Source organism: Pseudomonas sp. PSE1(2024) (assembly GCF_050990555.1).
Lineage (GTDB): Bacteria > Pseudomonadota > Gammaproteobacteria > Pseudomonadales > Pseudomonadaceae > Aquipseudomonas > Aquipseudomonas aphyarum.
The window spans coordinates 3,325,406-3,341,672 of the sequence record NZ_CP158967.1 but is presented as its reverse complement, the minus strand read 5'-3'; the positions used below and the strand labels follow the sequence as shown (position 1 = coordinate 3,341,672).

13 protein-coding genes are annotated in these 16,267 nt (G+C 60.1%); all 13 read right to left on the bottom strand.

Annotated features, from left to right (window positions below):
• Positions 1 to 77: 77 nt before the first annotated feature.
• The 13 genes from ABTV87_RS15010 to ABTV87_RS14950 all read right to left on the bottom strand — a co-directional run bounded on the left by ABTV87_RS15010 (position 78) and on the right by ABTV87_RS14950 (position 16,235).
• A complete protein-coding gene (locus tag ABTV87_RS15010) occupies positions 78 to 1,556 on the bottom strand; it encodes a family 16 glycosylhydrolase (RefSeq protein ID WP_433897828.1) in 1,479 nt (492 codons plus the stop codon).
• The gene (gene galE / locus ABTV87_RS15005; RefSeq protein WP_433897827.1) at positions 1,556 to 2,611 is read right to left on the bottom strand and encodes a UDP-glucose 4-epimerase GalE; all 1,056 of its coding nucleotides are present in this window, start codon (positions 2,609 to 2,611) and stop codon (positions 1,556 to 1,558) included. The genes ABTV87_RS15010 and galE overlap by 1 nt, the downstream gene beginning before the upstream one ends.
• A gap of 31 nt (positions 2,612 to 2,642) precedes the next feature.
• Positions 2,643 to 4,061, bottom strand: a complete 1,419-nt coding sequence (locus ABTV87_RS15000) for an oligosaccharide flippase family protein (protein WP_433897826.1) — start codon at positions 4,059 to 4,061, stop codon at positions 2,643 to 2,645.
• Between the two features lie 13 nt (positions 4,062 to 4,074).
• Entirely contained in the window at positions 4,075 to 5,028 is a 954-nt protein-coding gene (locus tag ABTV87_RS14995) for a glycosyltransferase family 2 protein (protein WP_433897825.1), read from the bottom strand.
• 16 nt (positions 5,029 to 5,044) lie between these two features.
• Positions 5,045 to 6,358, bottom strand: coding sequence for an O-antigen ligase family protein (locus ABTV87_RS14990; RefSeq protein WP_433897824.1), 1,314 nt, complete (start codon positions 6,356 to 6,358; stop codon positions 5,045 to 5,047).
• Entirely contained in the window at positions 6,355 to 7,467 is a 1,113-nt protein-coding gene (locus ABTV87_RS14985) for a glycosyltransferase (RefSeq protein WP_433897823.1), read from the bottom strand. The genes ABTV87_RS14990 and ABTV87_RS14985 overlap by 4 nt, the downstream gene beginning before the upstream one ends.
• Complete coding sequence (locus ABTV87_RS14980; RefSeq protein WP_433897822.1) at positions 7,464 to 8,543, bottom strand: glycosyltransferase; 1,080 nt, start codon at positions 8,541 to 8,543, stop codon at positions 7,464 to 7,466. Before ABTV87_RS14980 ends, ABTV87_RS14985 begins: the two co-directional genes overlap by 4 nt.
• A gap of 2 nt (positions 8,544 to 8,545) precedes the next feature.
• Positions 8,546 to 9,250, bottom strand: coding sequence for a WecB/TagA/CpsF family glycosyltransferase (locus ABTV87_RS14975; RefSeq protein WP_433897821.1), 705 nt, complete (start codon positions 9,248 to 9,250; stop codon positions 8,546 to 8,548).
• A 13-nt stretch (positions 9,251 to 9,263) separates the two neighbouring features.
• Positions 9,264 to 10,604: a UDP-glucose dehydrogenase family protein gene (locus tag ABTV87_RS14970; RefSeq protein ID WP_085603536.1), complete on the bottom strand. Its 1,341-nt coding sequence runs from the start codon at positions 10,602 to 10,604 to the stop codon at positions 9,264 to 9,266.
• A 69-nt stretch (positions 10,605 to 10,673) separates the two neighbouring features.
• A complete protein-coding gene (locus ABTV87_RS14965) occupies positions 10,674 to 12,065 on the bottom strand; it encodes an undecaprenyl-phosphate glucose phosphotransferase (protein WP_433897820.1) in 1,392 nt (463 codons plus the stop codon).
• Between the two features lie 148 nt (positions 12,066 to 12,213).
• A complete protein-coding gene (locus ABTV87_RS14960; protein WP_433897819.1) occupies positions 12,214 to 14,526 on the bottom strand; it encodes a GumC family protein in 2,313 nt (770 codons plus the stop codon).
• 2 nt (positions 14,527 to 14,528) lie between these two features.
• A complete protein-coding gene (locus ABTV87_RS14955; RefSeq protein WP_085603545.1) occupies positions 14,529 to 15,062 on the bottom strand; it encodes a polysaccharide biosynthesis/export family protein in 534 nt (177 codons plus the stop codon).
• A 12-nt stretch (positions 15,063 to 15,074) separates the two neighbouring features.
• The gene (locus tag ABTV87_RS14950; RefSeq protein WP_433897818.1) at positions 15,075 to 16,235 is read right to left on the bottom strand and encodes an outer membrane beta-barrel protein; all 1,161 of its coding nucleotides are present in this window, start codon (positions 16,233 to 16,235) and stop codon (positions 15,075 to 15,077) included.
• Positions 16,236 to 16,267: the final 32 nt, after the last annotated feature.

Genomic DNA, 16,267 nt, shown 5'->3' with positions numbered 1-16,267 from the left:
GACTCGTCAGCGCGGATCGATAACTGAGGACTGTGTCGTGTGAAATTCGACTCAAGGCCAAAGCGGTGTAGGGTTGCTCAAGGACTGCGTAGCCACATGCGGATGTAATCGACTTCGAACGTGGAGGGCAGGTCAGCATCGTCGACCACGCCGAACCATTTCCACATGGCCTCACTGTCAAAGACGATCTGCATGGGGTAGAAAAAGTGGTTGTTCTTCGACTCCCTGACCAGCACGCCATCGACGTACCAGCGCAGGGTATCGGGCTGCCAGTCGAAGCCGTAGACATGAAAGTCACTGGCCAGCCGCCAGGGGCTGGTCCAGGTGCTGCCGTTGGCGATATGTTCGGTGCTCTGTGGCGTGGCCCAAAGGTGGGCGTTCATGTTGTAGGCGCGGTCTGAAGCCGCTTCTTTGGTCTTGCCGCCGATTTCAAAGATATCGATTTCGGTGGCGTTGTCGGCCATCCCTGTCCACGCCAGCCAGAATGCGCTGGAACCCGCAGAGTTCATGGGTTTGGCACGGGCTTCGTAATAGCCGTAGAAGCCACGTTCGAGGGTACGAACCATGGCTGAGGTGTAATCCTTGAAACCGAGCTGGACGTACTTCGGTGGCAAGGTTTCCTTGCGAAAGACAATCTTCAGATGGCCGTTGCTGACGCTGGCATTGCGCTCGGTGAACAACGCCGGCTTGCGTCCCAGCGACTCGTTGCCGATAGCATTGTTGACGTGCCAGCGCGTGCGATCGAGGGTGGTGCCATCGAACTCGTCGGACAGAGTCGTGTTGAGCAACCAGCGGCCGGCATTGGCCTGGTCGGACAACGGCAGATCGGTATGGATGTGGGACGGCAGAGCGTCCAGGGGACCGACACGTGTCCAGGTATCGGCCTGAACCGGTATGGCCACGGACCACTTGTCTGCCAGGTACCGAAATACGCGCTGGCGCTCCGCGAGCGAGGCAAGCGGGCGGTCATACACCAGGACTTCGGCGATGTCGCCGCGAAAGTTTTCGGCATTGCCGACGGCATTGCGCCCCACGCCATACGGTCCCAGTGGCACGTCCTGCAGTTCAAGGACAGAAACCGTCGGTTCATAGGCACCGGTTTGCGGCAGGCTGACAGCGAGATTCGGCAGCACGTTATCGTTGCTGGCGGCTTGCGGCCGCGAACTGAACAACCGTTGCCAGGGATCGACCCCGGCCTGCTCTGGCAACCGGCGGGACACGATCAGTACGGTCGCAGACCCTTTGGCCGTGCGCAGTGCCCGGCCCAGTAATCCCGAGTTACCGCTCAAGCGCACCACCGCCTGGCCATTGAGGCTGTTCTCCATCCGTTGTGGCGGCGAAGAAGCGCCATCGACTGTCGCATCATTGGCCTTGCCTGATTTGTCGCTCCAGCGCTGGAGACGGTTCTGCGCATCCAGGCTCATCGTCGACGCGTCGGCGGCGTCCAGCCACAACACGAGCCCGGTACTCGGCACAGCAGAAGGCGCCTGCGCGGCGTTGCTTGCCAGCGAAACCGAAAACAGCGCGGCCAGCAGACATTCCTTGAACATCGGCATCACTTCACCGCAACGGGTGCCGGAATCTTGAATGAAGATTGATACCCCTGCGGATTGCACGACTGCCAGCGCCAGGTATCGGTGATCATTTGTTCCAGGCCGCGCTGTGCGCTCCAGCCCAATTCGCGTCCTGCCTTGCCCGGATCGGCCCAGCATTTGGCGATGTCACCGAGACGTCGAGGGGCGAAGCGGTAGGGAATGCTGATGCCGGTGATGTCCTCGAAACTGTGGATGATCTGCAGCACGCTGTAGCCAACGCCCGTGCCGAGGTTCCAGAAGTGAATCCCGTTGTTGTGCTGCAGCACTTGCAGTGCCTTGAGATGCCCGATGGCCAGGTCGACCACGTGGATGTAGTCGCGCACGCAGGTCCCGTCCACGGTGGGATAGTCGCTGCCGTACACCGTGAGTTCGGGTATCCGGCCTATGGCAACCTGGGTCAGGCACGGCAACAGGTTGTTGGGGCGGCCTCTCGGGTCTTCGCCGATCATTCCGCTTTCGTGGGCGCCGATCGGGTTGAAGTAGCGCAATAACCCGATGCTCCAGCGTGGATCGGAGTCGCACAGATCCGTCAGCAGCTCTTCGATCATGAGCTTGGTGCGGCCGTAGGGGTTGACCGGTTTGCCAGTGCCGAAGTCTTCGGCAATCGGAGTATTTTCCGGCTCTCCGTACACCGTGGCCGAAGAACTGAATACCAGTTGGAATACGTTATTGCGGGCCATCGCCTGACACAGGCCAAGCGTGCCGGCAACGTTGTTGACGTAGTAGTCCAGCGGCTTGCGCACGCTTTCCTCGACGGATTTGAGACTGGCAAAGTGCACCACGGCCTCGATGTCGTACCGGCTGAAGATATCGTCGAGCAGCACCGGATCGCGAATATCGCCCTTGATGAAGTCGACGCGGGTCAGGGTCAGTTGTTCAAGGCGCCGGATGCACTCTCGACAGCTGTTGCACAGGTTGTCGAGCACCAACACCTTGTGGCCGGCGTTAATGAGGGCCAAAGCCGTGTGCGAGCCGATGTAGCCGGCCCCGCCAGTAATCAACGTGGTTTTGCGCATGATGAGGTCTTCCTGTCTCGAGGGACTGAACTCAGCGGGAGGTGAAAACCGATTTGAATTCCTGTGGCCAGTGCGGGTGCATGACGCTGTAACCCACGGCATAACTCAGCACGCCGACCACGATGCTGCCGATCAAGTGCAGATAGCCCTGTAGTCCCAGCTGCGGTAGCACGACCAGCACGGTTGCCGCCATGACCAGTGAAGCGATAACGCTGCGGTAACTGGCTTCGAAAAAGCCGCGCCAGCTGTAACCGACCGCCGTGTTGAGGCCACGGATCTGCAGCGGCGTGATGACCAGCATTCGCGCAAACAGAGCGCCGGCTGCGGCCATGCCGCCGTACAGATTGCCGAGGGTGTAGACCAGCGCCAGGGCCAGCGCGGTGGTCAGCACTTCGGCCTTGATTGTGAGGTGGCTGCGGTTGACCGCCACTAGTGCGGTGGTGGCGTACATGGCGCTGTTGCCGATGGCTGCCGTGCAGGCCAGCACTTGCAGCAGAGGAATGGCTTCGGCCCATTTGCCGCCGAAGATCAGCAGGATCAGATCGTTTGCCGTGAGTGCGATGCCGATGAACAGCGGCGTCAGCAGAAAACCGCTGACAGCGGTTGAATCGCCAATGATCCCGATCAATCGTTTGGGCTCTGCGCTGCGCCGGGAGAACGCCGGCAGCGCATAGCTCAGCAAACCGTTGTAGATGGCGGTGCGTGGCAGTTCGATGATGCGCATCGCCATGTTGAACATGCCGACCGCGTTCGCTCCGGCGGTGATGCCCAGAACCACGTTGACCCCGCGTTGCAAGGTTTGCGAGCTCAGCGCGTTGATGGCCACCGGTGCGCCTGACCTCAACAACTCGCGCAGGATCGGACCGTCGATGTGAAACGGGATGCGCCGCGGGTCTGCACACATCAACACAATGATCGACACCAGCTCCATGATCAGCGCCTGGGCAATGACCGCCCACGCACCCAGTCCCCAAAGCGCAACGGCAATGCCGCCGACGCCACCCGCCACCTTGCCCAGCAGCGTGCGCGACGCCAGCATCCTGAAGTTGCTGCTGCGGCGCATCTGCGCCACATAGACCCGCGCCATCATGGTGAACAGGATCTTCAGCGAGGCGACCGCCGTCATCCATTGCAGCACCGGATCCGGGGTGTACAGCATGACGGCGCCCGAAATAACGCCGATGCTTACCAGACTGACGAGCACCGCCGCCCAGTAGGCTGTGCTGATGTGTTTGTCTTCCAGCCGCTCAAGTCGTACCAGCGGGTCTTCCAGCACCGACGAATACACCAGACCGATCAGCTCGACGATGGCAATGATCACCGTGCCCACACCCAGTTCGGCTGGCGACAGCAGCCTGGCGTAAGCGACAAAGGTAATCATCGACAGCAGGATCAGGCCGAATTTTTCGGTGAAGATCCAGGTCAATGTCATCAGGCGATGGTTGGCCATGGCGGATACCGGTTCAATGAGCCGTGGTTGACGCCGTTGTCTTGCGCAAGGTTCTGGCGCGGGCATAGAGGTAGCGCAAGGTCGGTTTGCCGCTGGCGAAGATCAGGGCCTGCCAGGAGCAATCGAGCATTCGCCGGTACACGCCGAGGACCTGGTCATGCTCGCCACGTCGGGAAAATGCTTCGAGAAAATCGGTGTGGTTGCCCAGCTCGAAATCGATCCGCTGCTGGCGGGTCAGTTGCGTGCCGTAGCGGGCGAGGTACACCTCGATGAAGCGGATTTTGTTCTGGTAGTACTTTTTCGGATTCGCGGTCATGTTGCCGCCATTGACCGTGCGCTCCAGCAGCACCTCCGGCACCGTGTGGATCTCCCAGTGCTCGGCGATCCGGGTCCACATGAAGCGGTCTTCGGAATAACGCAGGCTGGCATCGAAGCCGCCGAGTTGCATGATCACGTCACGTTTGACCAGCGCGGTCGAGACGCCATTGACGACGTTGGCGTGGATGAAATCGTAGAAATGCCTGCCGTGCTTGAGCCGGTCGTCCAATTGGCGCCTGCCGTCGCTGTAATTGACTTGCGCGTAGCAGTCGATCAGCCCCACCGGCCGGCCCTGGCGGGTGAGTTCGTCATACAGTGCCAGCTGCAATTCCAGCTTGCGCGGGTGCCATTGGTCATCGGCATCGAGCATCGCCACAAACGTCTCTGCGGAGTGCCGCATTCCATGATTACGGGCGCTGGCCTGGCCTTCGTTGGCTTGCTGCAACAGCGTCAGGCGAAACGGCGCGACGAAGTCTCTGACCCGTTGGGGTCCGTCATCGGTAGAGCCATCGTCGATGACGATCACGTGATCGGGCAGTCGGGTTTGCCGGGCCAGGGACGTCAGTGTCTGCTCGATGCTGTCGGCGCCGTTGTACATCGGAATGACGACGCACACTGAATCTGCTGAACGGGGAGCTTGGTTTGGCACGGTGATTCTCCTTGGGTTACGCGCTGGCGGAATCGCGCGGTAGTGCGCTGCCCGACGAACGCTGACGCAGCGCTGCCGGTGAGGATTCGGGATAGGTCGCGTGGTGGTGCCGGAAGGTCAGGGCCAGCGTGCAGAACACCAGGAACTCGGCGGAGCGGTAGTTGGGAATCACGTAGGCCACATAATTGGTGATGGCGAACAGACCGATGATGACCAGCGCACTGGCGCGAAACCGGGCTGCCTGATTCGCCGTCACGGCGCGGTATTGCTTGAACAGTGCTTCACCGAACATCAGCGCCAGCGCCGTCAACTGGATGAGGCCGCCGTTGAGCAGGGTTTCCATGTAGCCGCTGTGGGCGTTGCCGATGTAACCCCAGCGGGTGATGAACGCATCGGCATCAGGGCTGGACCAGAAGGCGCCGAAGCCGTAGCCCTTGAGAAACTGGCTGTCGATGAAAGGCGCGAGCAGTTCCCAGATCAACGTGCGATCGGTCAGTGACGGGTCGCGACCGGCCATTTCCAGCAGTACCGCAAAGTTGCTGTACAGAAACAGGCAGACCAGCAGGTAGAGCAGGGTGCATCCGAGGAACAGCAGCTGTGAGCGATTGATGCCCAGGCGGATCATCGTGAGGAAGTACCAGTAGCTGATCGTGCCGGAAATGATCAGCGCCACGCCTGTGGCTGACTGGGCAAGCAGGATCGCGACCAGCGAAAAGAATGAACAGAAGAGTGCCCAGCGATTGCGCTGCCGGATCATCGGCAGCAACAGTACGATGGCGATCGCGTTGAGCCGGGCGCCAGCATTCTTTTCGGCGAAAACGCCTTTGAATGCGCCATCGCGAATGCCCCCGGAGAGGAACGCCACTTCGGGCATGACTACGGCGAGCAACAACCCGATCAATGCCGCTATGCCGATGGCGCAACCGAGCATGAAGGTGATTTTTTCAAGGGAGTAGTTATAGGCAAGAAAACCGGCAAAAAACACCACGCCGAGCAGGGCGATGAACCGCTTGAGACTGAGCATCGGGTCGTGGGACCAGCCGATCGACGCAATGACGCAGAGCAGGAACACCAGCAGGAAGAAGTTGCTGCGATAAAAGGTCTTGCTGAGGAATACCTTGTTGCGGATAAAAAAGAACAGCGGCACCAGCAGGGTGATGAGGCCGCAGACCTGATTGGCGACGTTGCCTTCGAGGTCCTTATTGATATCGCCAAAGCTCGCGGCACTGCCCAGACCGAGCACAAAAGTGATCACCTGTATGTAAAACAGGATGCCGAACACGGTGAAGGCGTCGCGTAACGTCGAATACCTGATCGTCAGTGTGCTCATGATGACGGGCTCCCGATCAACGCTCTGAGGTAGGTCTGCACCGCGCTGGCACTCATGAATCGCGCGGCTGCATCGAGGCGTGACTGACGCTGCAGATCGCGCGGTATGGACAGTTGCTCGGCGATGGCCTGGGCCAGGGCGATGGGATCATCGACAGCGACCAGCGGCGCCACCAGACCGCCGACGAGGATGTCTTGCGGACCATGAGGGCAGCGGGTCGCCACCACCGGTGTGCCGGTGGATAACGCCTCGACCAGCGCGTTGGGACTGCCCTCGAAACGCGACGACAGTACGAAGCAATCCGCTGCGGCCACTTCTGCCAGGGGATCATTGGCATAGCCCGGCAGATCGAAGCGCTCCGCCACCCCCAGCTGTTTCGCCTGTTCCAGCAGTGCGGCCCTGAGGGCGCCTTCGCCAAAAATGATCAGGCGGGCACGGCGATCCGGCAGTGCCGCGAACGCTGTGATCAGCGTGTCGAAACCTTTTTGTGGCGCCAGACGCCCCACGGCGACAATCACCGTGCCGGACTTTTCCAGCAGCCAGCGGTGGCGGGGCAGTCCCGGCGTCTTCTCGCGGAAATCGTTGTCGAGCACCGGATTGTCGGCAATGGTCACGTCCTGCCGCCGGGCGAGGGTGGTATCGACCAGATCCTGGGCGACACCGCGCGATACACAGATCACCGGGTTGGGGATCAGCCGATACAGCAGCGGTGCCACCCGATAAGCCATCCGCACCATGAAGTCGGGGTTCACGTGCCGGTCATGGGAAAAGGCATTGCGCTCGCTGACGTGCAGCCGGGCCAGCGTGCCGGACAGGGCCGCCGCGACGATCGCCACCACGTTGACGTGGGTGAGGGCCGCCAGTTGGGCGTCAAAGCGATTGGCACGCAGAAATCGCGTAAGAGCCGGCACCGCACGGACGCTGCGCGGGCTGTGCAATTCAACCTTTTTCACCCGCGGGTCGAGATGGGCTGCGTGAATGCCGCCGCCGGTGAGCATCAGCAATGTCACGTCATTGCCCGCATCCACCAGCGCTTTGGCGAGGCGCGCCATCATTTTTTCAGCGCCGCCGGCGCTGAGGTCATGGAGGATGATCAGTAACTTTTTCATTGATTCCAGACCTGGTAATACGCCTGCGCTGCGTGCTGGCTGGTGTAAGGGCGCAGGGTGTCAGTGAGCGTCTTGTCGTTGGATGTAACGTCATTGCGCGGGGTCAGGTTGCGCAGCATGCCGTCGGCCAGTGCCTGTACGTCGTTGACGATTACCAGTTGACCGAGTCGGCCGTGGTCCAGCAGTTCTCTGGGCCCGGTCTCGCAATCGCACGCGAGCACCGGCGTGCCCAGCGCCAACGCCTCGATCAGCACGGTCGGCATGCCTTCTTGCAGGGAGCTCAAAATGAACAGCCGGGCGTGCCTGAGCACGGGATAGGGATTGCTGAGGAAGCCGCTGAAGTGCACCCGTTGCGCGATACCCAACTGATTGGCCTGAGTGACCAGTGCTTCGCGCAACGGGCCATCGCCGACGATCACCAGATCCGGCAGCGCTCCGCTGCGTAGCGCCAGCGCATAAGCGTCCAGCAGCAGGTGAAACCCTTTGGGCTCGACCAGACGCCCCAGGCCCAACCAGTAGTTGCGGGGGAAACCGGCGGGTTGCGGTGCCTGGGCGGCCTCGAACAGTTGATCGGTGACGACGGCATTGGGGCAATAACGGATGCGCTGCCGCCCCCAAGGCACGGCATCGGCGAGGGTCTGGCGCAGGGCCGAGGAAACCGTCACGACCTTGCCGCTGCCACACAAGTACAAGGTGTAGAGCAGGCGCAGGCTTGAGGGGCCGGTTTTCTGTTCGCTGCAATCGAGTGTCGCGTGGCGGCTGTAGATGACCTTGCAGGCACTGCCCAGGGTGGCGAACCACGTGCAGAGGTTCGCCTGTTCCTTGGCGGAAATGAGGTGGGTGACGCCTTCACGCTGTATGAGCCGGCGCAGCAATACGATGGACTTGAACAGGCCGGCAATGCCGCTGCCACCACCGCTGAAGCATTGAATGTCCCGGGTGTCGGGCATGTCTGCGTTCATGACGAAAAAACTCACACGCCGGCCGTCCTTGAGAAACTGCTCGGACAACCGTTGCTGAACGCGCTCGACGCCACCGCCGGGCTTGAAATCCTTGAGGATAAACAGGATGTGCATGGTCATTCCCCAACGCTGATGGCGACTTTGTGTCGAACGATCATGTTCAGCAGGTGCAGGAAGTTGGTGGGGTAATCGATGAGGTAGCGCTTGATCGTGTGGGGCTCGCGGTACATCCGATAAAACGCACGCAGGTGCAGTCGATTGATCAGTGCCGGGTAGTACTGCCGCGTCGCCAGGGCTTCTTGCCGGATGAACCCGCCACAGGTGAAGGCGACCCCGCGAAAGCCTGCGCGCAGGGCATCCAGCTCGAACTGCTCTTGACGTCCGGCGCCCAGGCCGACGATCAGAATGTCCGCTGCACTGCGACAGATGTCAGCCCGAATGCCTTCGGCCTGGGCGGCGTCGAAATAGCCGTTGTGATAGCCGGCGATGCTCAGTTGCGGATAAAGGGTCTTGATCTTGCTGATGAACAGATCAAGTTCAGCTTGTCGGGCGCCGACGAAATAGACGCGTTTGCCCTGTTGCTCGGCGCTGCGCAGCACGACGTCGGCTATCGAGGTGAAGTCGAAGCTGACCCGGCCAATCGTTCTGCCGGTGACGCGAGACATGAAGGTTGACATCAGCATGCCGTCGCAAAAATAGGCAACGGTGCTCGGGTTCTGCTCGAAAAGGCTGCCGATCGAGGCAAAGTTGATGAAGGAATAGGCCTGGTTGGCCTCCAGTAATTTCGCCGAGTAATGCCCGACTATTTCCAGTTTGAACATGGCGCGGCTCCTTTCAGAGGACTGAAGGGGTCTGCCGACCCACGGAGACGTAGGTGAAACCGCGTTTGCTCAAACGCTGCGGATCGAACAGATTGCGTCCGTCGAAAATCAATGGCTGTTTGAGCAACTGGCTGAGCCGGTCGAAGTCCGGCGCCCGGAACGATTGCCATTCGGTGACGATGATCAGGGCGTCGGCATTTTTCAGCGCCGCCTCCTTGGTGCCTGTCAGGGTCAGGTCATCGCGCGAGCCGTATAGGCGCTGGGCCTCTTCCATGGCTTTGGGATCGAACGCCTGCACGCTGGCGCCGGCTTGCCACAACGCCTCCATCAGCACGCGGCTGGGGGCTTCGCGCATGTCGTCGGTGTTGGGTTTGAAACTCAACCCCCACAGGGCAAACGTCTTGCCGCGCAGGTGACCGTCGAAGTGATCGAACACTTTGCGGAACAGGCTGGCCTTCTGCTCCTGATTGCGCGACTCCACGGCCTTGAGCACCCGGGCGTCGATGTCTACACCGTTGGCCGCCTGTATCAGTGCCTTCACGTCTTTGGGAAAACACGAGCCGCCGTAGCCGAGACCGGGGTAGATAAACTGGTAACCGATGCGCGGGTCGGCACCGATGCCGTGGCGCACCTTTTCGATGTCGGCACCGAGCTTTTCGGCGAGGCAGGCCATTTCGTTCATGAAGCTGATTTTGGTTGCCAGCATGCAATTGGCGGCGTACTTGGTCAGTTCAGCGCTGCGAACGTCCATGACGATGATTTTTTCGCGGCTGCGATTGAACGGCTCATACAGTTCGCGCATGACCTCTTCGGCACGCGGGCTGTCGGTCCCGATGATGATCCGGTCCGGGCGCATGCAGTCTTCTACCGCGCAGCCTTCCTTGAGAAATTCCGGGTTTGAAACCACGTCGAACGTCAGGTCACTGCGACCGTTGTCGGCCAGTACCTGCCCGATACACGCTCGCACCCGGTCACCCGTACCGACCGGCACGGTGGATTTGTCGACGATGATCTGATGCCGATCCATGTTCAGCGCGATGGTCTGCGCCACGCTCAGCACGTATTTGAGATCCGCCGAACCGTCTTCGTCGGGCGGCGTGCCGACGGCGATCAACAGCACATCACCATGGTGAACGGCGTCCACCAGGTCTGTGCCGAACCGCAGCCGGCCGCTTTGATAATTGTCGCGTACCAGACTCTTGAGGCCGGGCTCGTAGATCGGCAGCGTGCCTTCTTTCAGCGCCTCGACCCTGCCCGCGTCGACGTCGACGCAGAGCACGTTGTGCCCGACCTCGGCCAATGCAGCACCCTGGACAAGGCCTACGTAACCAATACCGAATACGCTCACATTCATGGTCGAACCTCAGGTCGTCGTGACGGTTATCAACGGTCGGGCAGGGAAGCGGCAGACGCGGGAAACGGCTCAATAGATGTTTTTCGAGAACAGCGTGAAGGGGGTCTTGATAAGGATTTTGATGTCGAGCCACAGCGACCACTGGTTGATGTAGTTGAGGTCCTGGGCAACGCGCAGCTGCATTTTTTCCACGGTCTCGGTTTCGCCACGGTGGCCGGTGATCTGGGCCAGGCCGGTGATCCCCGGCTTGAGGCGATGCCGTGCCATGTAGGCGCGCACCTTGCCGGTGTAATAAATGTTGTGGGTGACGGCATGCGGGCGCGGGCCGACCAGGGCCATCCGGCCGGACAGGACGTTGAACAGCTGTGGCAATTCGTCGATGGAACTGCGGCGCAGAAAGCCCCCGATCGGCGTGAGGCGGTCATCGTTGCGGGTGGCCTGGCGAACCTCGTGGTCGTCGTGAACGTGCATCGAGCGAAACTTCCAGACCTTGATCACTTCGCCGTTGCAACCATGACGGTTTTGCTTGAACAGCACCGGGCCTGCGGAGGTCAGCTTGACGGCAACGGCCACCACCAGCAGCACGGGGCTGAGCAGAAAAATGGCCAAGGCGGCGAGGCTGCGTTCAAACAGATCCTTGCAAAACAGGCTGGCAGGGTGCGAGCTGAGCAGGCTCTCGTTGAGGTAGATGGCCGGCATCCGCTCGATTTCCGAGATCGAATGGTTGAGCAACACCATGCTGCCGAAATCCGGAATCCACACCACGTCGACATTCATGTCCAACAGGTCGATGTAGAGCGCTTCGATCGTTGCGGCATGGGCCATCGGCAGCACGATATAGACGCGACGCACTTCCAGGCTCGTGATGATCTCGCGGATGGCGGAAACGTGGCCTAGCAACGGCAGAATGCTGGGTGCGGGGCCACTGCTGTCGGCAGCGGCGATGAAGCCCAGCACCAGCGCGCGGTTCGGCAGTGACAGTTTTTTCGCCAGTTCATGGGCCGTCGGGCAGGTACCGATGATCACCGAGCGGCGTCCGTTGCAGACCCTGCGCGAATACAGGCGGGCCAGGTAATGCAGGGGCAGAAAGCTCAAGGCCTGAACCACGAAACCCAGCACCGCCCAGACCATGATCACCTGACGTGAATAAATGGCGCTGGTCTGGGTGAAGAACGCAATCGCCGCCAGTACCGCCAGCAGGATCAACCAGCCGGCCAACAACCTGCCAAGCCCGACCAGCAAGCCATGGCGCTTGTGGTAGACCTGCATCACGCTGTAGATCGGCACCGAGCCGAGCACGGTCAGAATGATCAGGATGCGGTATTCGCTGGTCAGACTGCCGACGCGCCACTGCACGAGCAGCATCAAAAGCGCTGTCACCAGCGACAGTGCGCACAGCCACTGGCCCCAGAACGTCAGGCCTCGGCGGTGTGTCATGTGAGCGGTATAGAGCGAAGTCATAGGCTTAACCTCAAGACAGCATTCATGCATCAGCGCGAATCGAGCAGACACGACGTGTCTCCCGATGGCTTTTCCGTAGCTCGGCGGAGGTGAAGCGAGTGGTGCGTTGGCAGAAGAGGGCGTAGCGGCGGGCGTATGCGCCCGATGGTTACCTGGGCGCGAAATCGTAGTTATAGAACGCCCGGGAGTGGTGGTAGCCGTACTTGCGCGCCTTGCGCAGGTCGACCTGGTTGAGCACCGTGCCAAAGACCGGCACATGGCTTTGTTGCAACATGGCAATCCCTCGCTGAACCTGGCTGATCGAGGTGCTGTCAGCCTTGACGACATAGATCACCGCATCGGAATGTCTGGCCAGCAACAGCGCGTCACTGATCATCTCCGCAGGGGGTGAGTCGATAATGATGTGGCGATAACGTGATCTGAGCGCCTCGAGCATGCGCGCCATGCGCGGCGAGCTGAGCAAATCCTGTGGCGGTGGCTGAACCGGGTTGAGCGGATCGCCAGGGGACGGCAGGCGCGGCGCAACGAACATATCCAGCGACGGCGGCAAGACCTTCCCGGCCGGCAGCATGTCCAGATTGCCCACTGAAACAATGCAGTCTTCAAGCCTGGCCGTGCCGGCAATGACATTCGCCAGTCCGGGGCTGTCCGGCGGAAAATCAAAGTTCAGCGACAGGGTTGGCTGACGCATGTCGGCATCGATCAGCAGCACGCGTTCCAGCGGTGTCAGCGAACTGGCGAGGTTGGTGGCGATGGTGCTTTTACCCTCGCCGGCAACCGTGGAGGTCACGAGCACCACTTGTGACGGTTTTTCGCTGCTTTGCAACATCAACCAGGTGCGCAGGTTGCGAATGGTCTCGGAAAAACGCGGGTTGTCGTTGTCCTCGAACAGGCGCGCCAGTTGCCGGCGACTTTTCTTTATCACCAGCGGCACGACGCTGAGCAGTGGAACATTCAACACGCTCTCGACCGTCTCATCGGTTTTGAAGGTATTGCTCAGACTCTCGAAGAGCAGTGCCAGCCCGACGCCGATGACCGCAGCGACCAGCCCGACGATTGCGACAATCAATGTCTTGCGGGGATTGCTTGCGTCGACTGGAACGATGGCCGGGTCGACGATGCGCACTTTCGTCGAGTCCATGTCGGCGGTGGCCGTGGTTTCTTTCAGACGGGTGACGAAGGTTTCATACAGCGCGCGTGTGCTGTCGACCTCACGCTGGAACTCGCGCAACTGGAATTCTTTGCGCGCGATGTCCTGGATTTGCGCCTTGTTGCTATTGAAGGATTGACGCAGCGACGCTTCACTCGCCGTGGCGAGCTGGTATTGCCGCTCGATACCGGCCACCACTTGCTGTACCTGCAATTGCAGGCTGGTGGTGGCAGTGCGCAACTCGGTTTGTGCGGAAATCAGGCTCGGGTGCTTCGGACCATAGCGCCCCGCCAGTTCATCGACCTTGGCTTGAGCCACAGCGCGATCGGCCTGGAATTTCTGCACCAGGGGATTGCTCAAGACCGCAGGCACGCTGGAGAGCCGGCTCAGATCGCCGTTGCCCAAGGCCTTGGCCTGCCGGTACTCGCTCTCGGCTTCAGCGCGGTTGCGACGGGCGTCGACCATGCGGTTACCGGTCATTTCCAGTTCGTTGGCGCTGATGGTGGCGACGCCTCCAACATCCACCAGACCTTGTTCTTCGCGGTAACCCTGCAGTTTTTTCTCGGCCGCACGCAGGTTATCGCGCAGCTTGATCAGGCGAGTGTTCATCCACGCCGTGGTGGTTTGCGATGATTTCTCGCTGGTATCGAGCTGGCTGTCGGTAAAGCCCTGAGCCAGTGCGTTGGCCGCCGCCGCTGCGAGAACAGGGTCTGGCAACTCGACTTCGATTTCGAGCAACTGGCTTTTGCCAACGAACTTGACGCTGGTGTGCAGCATGAGGTTCTGCGTGACCTGATTGAAGACCTCTGCTTCAGTGAGCTCCTCTTTCTTCGGCGGTAAAAATCGACCCAATCCCGGGATCCATTGATCAAGGTCCAGATTGGCCAGCCATTGGCGCGGAGCAAACCAGGGCTTTGGCTGCTGGCGCGGGTCGGTGACCGGGTGGGTCGTCAGGCCGAGTTTTTTCACCGCGCGTTCGGCAAGGTCCCGTGATTGCAGGAGCGCCTGCTGGGTCTGCAAGTAATCAGTGGCGTTGCCGCCTGAGTCCTTTACTTGCTGGAAGGACATCAGCGGAGGTGTCTTGTCGTTGAACAGCAGGGTGGTGCTGCCAATGTATTGCGGCGTGATGCTGGAGACCACAGCGGCCGCCAATGCGCAGCTCAGCAGAACCAGCCACCCGATGCTCCATTTGGCGCGCCAGATGACCCTCCACAGATTGAGCAGATCCAGGGTGTCCTTGTCTTCGCCGTGCTGCGGATGCAGATGCGCTTGAAGAGGACGTTCGACGTAGTTGCTAGGGCTGTTGTCCATGATCAGAAAAAGCCTTGTGCAATGGAAATGGTATCGCCGGGGGCAATCGTGGTGCTTCGCGTAACGTTATCGGTCACGGTCGCGCCACCATCGCCGCGCAAGATGGTCACTCGCTTCATCGAGGCGCGCTCGGTCAGGCCGCCGCCCAGCGCGATGGCTTTCTCCAGTGTCAGTCCGGGCACGAACGGGTAGCTGCCGGGCTTTTTCACTTCGCCATTGATGTAGAACGAGCGGTATTCGATCTGGCTGAGACTGACTTTCGGGTCGATCAGATAACCCTGCTTGAGCCCGTCGACGATGATTTTCTCGACCTGGCCGGGAGTCAGCCCCTTGGCGGAAATCTCGCCCAGAAACGGATAGGAAAAGGTGCCGGCGTCACTGAGCCGGATCTTTTTCATGCTTAATTCCGGCTCACCGAAAACGATGATTCGTAACACGTCGCCAGCAGCCAGTTTGTATTGCGTGTCGGGATCTGCCGCGTAGGTGTGGGGAGTGAGAAACAACGCGAACAAAATAAAAACCAAGCGAGCGTTCATGTCGAAACCCTCTTAAAGGCTGACGTTGAAGCTGATCTGGAACACGTTGCGGGTGAAGCTTTCATCGTCGGCATCGGAATCGTTGTCGCGATATCGATAACCCAGTTCGATATCCAGCCAACGGCGCATGGCGTACACCACGGCCAGGTTGTAGTCCTGAAGATTGTCGGTACGGCTTTGGCCTTCGTAGACATAGCGGCCGTAACCGGCCTGTGCCACCGTGGTGATCCGTTCGGTCCAGCCGTGACGCCAGCCGACCTGGGTGAAGGTCGACTTCACGGCATCAGCGCCATCGTCACCCTCGGCGAGGGCCTGGCGAGCGACGAAGGTAAACGTCGAATAGGTTCGCGGTTTCCATTGCAAGTCCACTTGCCAGGTCGGGTTATCGAGGTCCTTTGATTCGCTGTTGTCGAAGTTCTTTTTCTCGTAACCGACGCGGACTTTACCCGTCGTGCGTGCCGTGAAATCCCATACGGCACCGGCCATGACGGCGTCGGATTTACTGCTGCGCGGGCTGTTGGCCTGCTGGTAGTCAAAGTAGGTGTGGTTATATTCCACCAGACCCCGGGTGTTGCTGCCGATGCGGTGATACCAGGTGCTCGTCAGGGCAGTGGTATTGCGTTCCTTGTCGTCGTTGATGCCATCGGCGTTGTCGTAGCGCAGTTGTGCGTAACTGGCCCCGAGATCGATTTGATTGTCAGCGCTTTTCGCCCCGAAGGTGTAGAGCCCCCCCACGCGTTTGTTGTTGAGCTTGTCGTTGACGCCTTCGACTGCCGTCGATTCCGTGCGCTCCCATTTCCGGTACTCGGCATCAAGCTTCAGACGATGCCGGTCGGTGAACTCCATGATGCTGTCCGCTCGCACGCGTTGTGCCGTGTTCGAGGCATCCGACTCATCGTGATAAATGTAGCGAGTAGGTTGCCAGATGAGCCGGGTGGCGCTGTTGCGATCCTCGGCCTTGAGCTCGAAAGAGGGCGCCAACTTGGTGACCATGGAGGACTGCTTGCTGTTTTCCAACTCGCGAAAGTTGTCGTCATAACTTTCTGAAAACAGGAAGGATGGCGTGAAATCGAATCCGTAAACATCAATGGCTTGCGGATTGATGCTCCAGGCCATTTCCGGATAGAGGCAGGCCATCATCAGTGCGACAGGGCATCGTGACTTTAAAGCCATGTTAGAGCTCCTGAGCAAAGGCATGTAAGGCA